1 rRNA gene is annotated in these 1,025 nt (G+C 53.6%); it reads left to right on the plus strand.

Going from position 1 to position 1,025, the window contains the following annotated elements:
- Positions 1-1,025: ribosomal RNA gene (locus tag HNQ80_RS25540) — 23S ribosomal RNA — on the plus strand; the annotation flags it as partial.

Below are 1,025 nucleotides of genomic sequence, written 5' to 3' on the forward strand. Positions count from 1 at the left end.
AAGCACCGAACTTAAGCCCCAGTAAACGGCGGCCGTAACTATAACGGTCCTAAGGTAGCGAAATTCCTTGTCGGGTAAGTTCCGACCCGCACGAAAGGCGTAACGATTTGGGCACTGTCTCAACAATAGACTCGGTGAAATTGTAGTACCAGTGAAGATGCTGGTTACCCGCAGCAGGACGGAAAGACCCCGTGGAGCTTTACTGTAGCCTGACACTGGATTTTGGTATTGCATGTACAGGATAGGTGGGAGACTTGGAAGCTTGGACGCCAGTCTAGGTGGAGTCAACCTTGGGATACCACTCTTGTGATACTGAAGTTCTAACCATAGACCATGAATCTGGTCTTGGGACACTGTCAGGTGGGCAGTTTGACTGGGGCGGTCGCCTCCTAAAATGTAACGGAGGCGCCCAAAGGTTCCCTCAGCGCGGTTGGAAATCGCGCGTAGAGTGCAAAGGCAGAAGGGAGCTTGATTGCGAGACCTACAAGTCGAGCAAGGACGAAAGTCGGGCTTAGTGATCCGGTGGTTCCGAGTGGAAGGGCCATCGCTCAACGGATAAAAGCTACCCCGGGGATAACAGGCTTATCTCCCCCAAGAGTCCACATCGACGGGGAGGTTTGGCACCTCGATGTCGGCTCGTCTCATCCTGGGGCTGTAGTAGGTCCCAAGGGTTGGGCTGTTCGCCCATTAAAGAGGCACGCGAGCTGGGTTCAGAACGTCGTGAGACAGTTCGGTCCCTATCCGCTGTGGGCGCAGGAAATTTGAGAGGAGCTGTCCTTAGTACGAGAGGACCGGGATGGACGTACCTCTGGTGCATCAGTTGTTCCGCCAGGAGCACTGCTGAGTAGCTATGTACGGACGGGATAAGCGCTGAAGGCATCTAAGCGCGAAGCCCCCCTCAAGATGAGATTTCCCATTGCGTAAGCAAGTAAGACCCCAAGTAGACTACTTGGTTGATAGGTCGGAGGTGTAAGGGCAGTAATGTCTTTAGCTGACCGATACTAATAGGTCGAGGACTTGACCAA

The organism is Anaerosolibacter carboniphilus, assembly GCF_014205875.1.
Classification (GTDB): domain Bacteria; phylum Bacillota; class Clostridia; order Peptostreptococcales; family Thermotaleaceae; genus Anaerosolibacter; species Anaerosolibacter carboniphilus.